The sequence below is a fragment of the Pontibacter sp. HJ8 genome (assembly GCF_054824225.1).
Genome location: NZ_JSYF01000306.1, coordinates 1 through 3,139, shown reverse-complemented (window position 1 = coordinate 3,139; position 3,139 = coordinate 1). Strand labels below are relative to the sequence as shown.

Here is a 3,139-nt window from a genome sequence, read left to right as displayed (position 1 = left end):
TTAGGTATGGTGAGACTATTTTTACTCTCAATGCTTCTCCTGCTCAGTACTGTCTGCCAGGCACAAGCCCCGGAAGAGAAGCCTGAGGAGAAGCCATACCTGAAGTTGGGCGGAGCCGTGCGTTTTAACTACAACCTCTCTACCTGGAAGCAGGACCAACTGGAACGCGGTGGTGATTTTGGCTTTGACATGTTCCGCATCAATGTCGAAGCCGAGCATAAAGGCATCAAACTAAACGCCGAATTCCGCCATTACTCCCAGGCCTTCGGCGGCTCCTTTCTCAAACAAGCCTGGTTCCAGTACGACTTCTCCGACAGATCGCAGCTACAGGTGGGCCTGAACCAGGTGCCCTTTGGCAACCAGCCATACAACTCCAACAACTGGTTCTTTAACATCACCTATTACGTGGGCTTTGAAGATGACCACGACATGGGCGTCAAGTATATCCGTGATTACGGCCGCTGGCAATGGCAGGCAGCGTATTACAAAAGTGCCGAAGAGTTCGTGTTTGCCTTGACGGACCCCAGCCCCAACCGCTATTCCTATGACGTGACCGGGCGGAACAAGGAAAACAATCAGCTCGACTTTAAAGTAATACGGCGCCAGGGAGATAGCCTGGCTCATGAACTGGGCATTTCGCTGCAGGGCGGGCTACTTTACAACCTCGACACCGAACGCAACGGCACCCGCTACGCCGGGGCAGTGCACTATGAACATAAGGCGAGCCACAGTCCCTGGAACATCAAGCTGCAGGCCATGCTTTACCGCTTTTACCCAAAGTATGCCCCCGGTGCCGAACTGGGCTTCGTGGAAATGGGCGCCTACGGTTCAAATTATAACGTGGCCAACAAAGGGGAAATTTATACGGCAAGTGTCTCCTACCATATTCCTTTACAAACCCGCCTCGTACAAAGTATAGATGTTTACAATAACTACGGCTTTTACCACAAAGGTATCAGAGGTTACGAAAATGCTCACATGAATGTACTGGGTGCCCTCTTTACGGCCGGCCCCATGTATATCTACACCGACGCAGCCTTCGGCTATAATCACCCCTGGCTGGGACCCGAGTGGACGAATGCTTTAGCCACAGGCACGCCTGGCGACACGAAATGGCACATGCGCTTCAACATCAACATGGGGTACTATTTCTAACCTTTGAGGAGAGGATGTATGAGTAAGGTAGAAAGTGATACAAAAAAATCGATGGGCCTGGACGTGAACGGCCCCGTGTTCTGGTCCTCTATCGTGATCCTGGTGGTCAGTATAGGTCTTGTGCTGATTTTCAGGAAGGATGCCGAGGAGTTTTTCAGCGCCACGCAAGCGGCTATCACGGCGAACATGGGCTGGCTGTTTATACTCAGTGTAAATTTGTTTGTGGCCTTCTGCCTGTACCTGGCCTTCAGCCGGTTTGGTAAAATAAGGCTGGGTGGCCGGGGTGCCAAACCGGAGTTCAGTACCCCGGCCTGGTTTGCCATGCTGTTCAGTACAGGTATGGGCATTGGCCTGCTGTTCTGGAGTATCGCGGAGCCCATCAACCACTTCCAGACGCCTCCTATCGAAGAACCCGGCACGCCTGCTGCCGCCCGTCAAGCCATGAATTTCACGTTCCTGCACTGGGGCTTGCATGCCTGGGCTATTTACGGGTTAATGGCACTGGCACTGGCCTACTTTACCTACAACCGGCAGCTGCCCCTTACGGTACGTTCAGCTTTTTATCCTTTTCTGGGAGAGCGCATCCATGGCATATCGGGGCACGTGATCGATATTCTGGCTGTGATCGCGACGCTTTTTGGCCTGGCTACCTCGCTGGGGCTGGGGGTGCAACAGGTTGCGGCAGGCCTTAATCATGTGTTTCCGGCCATTGCGAATACTATCACCACCCAGATCATCCTTATTGTGGTGATCACGGGTATTGCCACGATATCTGTTGTGAGCGGTGTAGATAAAGGCGTGCGCATCCTGAGTGAGTGGAACCTCCGCATCGCGCTGTTTGTGCTCGTAGCCGTCATGGTCCTGGGCCCCACTGTTTTTATATTGGGCTCCTTTGTGCAGAACACCGGATCCTATGTCGGTAACTTCCTGCAGCTCTCATTCTGGAACGAAGCCTATTCCACCCGAAACTGGCAAGGTTCCTGGACTGTTTTTTACTGGGCCTGGTGGATCTCCTGGGCACCGTTCGTAGGCATTTTTATTGCACGGGTTTCCAAAGGGCGAACCATAAAGGAATTTATACTGGGCGTACTCATTGCCCCCTCCCTACTTTGCTTCCTGTGGATGACGGCCTTCGGCAGCACCGCCCTGCGCGACACCTTAACGGGCAATACCGCAATCGCAGACGCCGTGGCATCGGATATGTCAACCGCCCTGTTTGTGTTCTTTGAGCAGTTGCCATTTTCAACTGTACTTAATGTCATTGCGATCATTCTGGTGGCCTGTTTCTTCGTTACTTCCGCCGACTCCGGCTCATTGGTCGTGGTCAGCCTTACCTCCGGCGGCAAGCGCGACCCCTCGTTGGCCATCCGGTTGTTTTGGGCGCTTGGAGGCGGGGCCATTGCAGCTGTACTACTGCTCGGCGGGGGCCTGCAGGCGCTGCAAGCCGCCGTTATTATTACGGGTTTGCCCTTCGCCATCATCCTGTTGCTCATGTGCTACAGCCTCTACCTTGGCCTGGATGAGGAAGCCGAGGAGGAAGAAAAGCTCGGGAAGGCTCAACAGCGCAAGGCATACCAGCAATTGGTAGCCGAAATGCTTGCCAGGCGTGCCCAGAAACAAACTGCCCGAACAGCCGAGGCCAGTCAAGAGAATCCAGTATCCCCAAACCCTGACGTGCTATGATCCCGATAGATGCCATGATGGTCTGCCTCGACCTGACCGACCTCGACGAGAAACTCGTTGCCTTCTCCCGCTCTGTCTGCGAACGCCTGCAGGTCCGGAAAGTATACTTCGTGCACAACATCAAGCTCTATGAGCTGGCCGAGGACTTCCGGGAAATGCTCGGGGATCTGGACCTTGGCAAGGAGGTAGAAGGCAACATCGCCGACATTGTAGCTGAGCAGTTCGGCAACATCACTGACCACGAAATACTGGTCAGCCAGGAGCCCAACACCGAAGTAATACTGGCCGACCTGGTGAGGCG

The 3,139-nt window shown here is 54.0% G+C and carries 2 protein-coding genes and 1 pseudogene; all 3 read left to right on the top strand.

Annotated features, from left to right (window positions below):
* Positions 1 to 1,155 (top strand): hypothetical protein (locus OB13_RS13770; protein WP_461490745.1); only part of this gene is annotated, 1,155 nt, incomplete at its 5' end.
* Positions 1,156 to 1,173: 18 nt separating this feature from the next.
* On the top strand, positions 1,174 to 2,838 hold the full coding sequence (locus OB13_RS13765) for a BCCT family transporter (protein ID WP_461490744.1): 1,665 nt from the start codon (positions 1,174 to 1,176) through the stop codon (positions 2,836 to 2,838).
* Positions 2,835 to 3,139: pseudogene (locus OB13_RS13760) on the top strand (universal stress protein); the annotation flags it as partial. The gene OB13_RS13765 and the pseudogene OB13_RS13760, both read left to right, overlap by 4 nt.

Excerpts from the sequence above, each read along its gene's own strand:
- OB13_RS13765 (WP_461490744.1), top strand. The coding sequence starts at position 1,174 with ATGAGTAAGGTAGAAAGTGATACAAAAAAATCGATGGGCCTGGACGTG.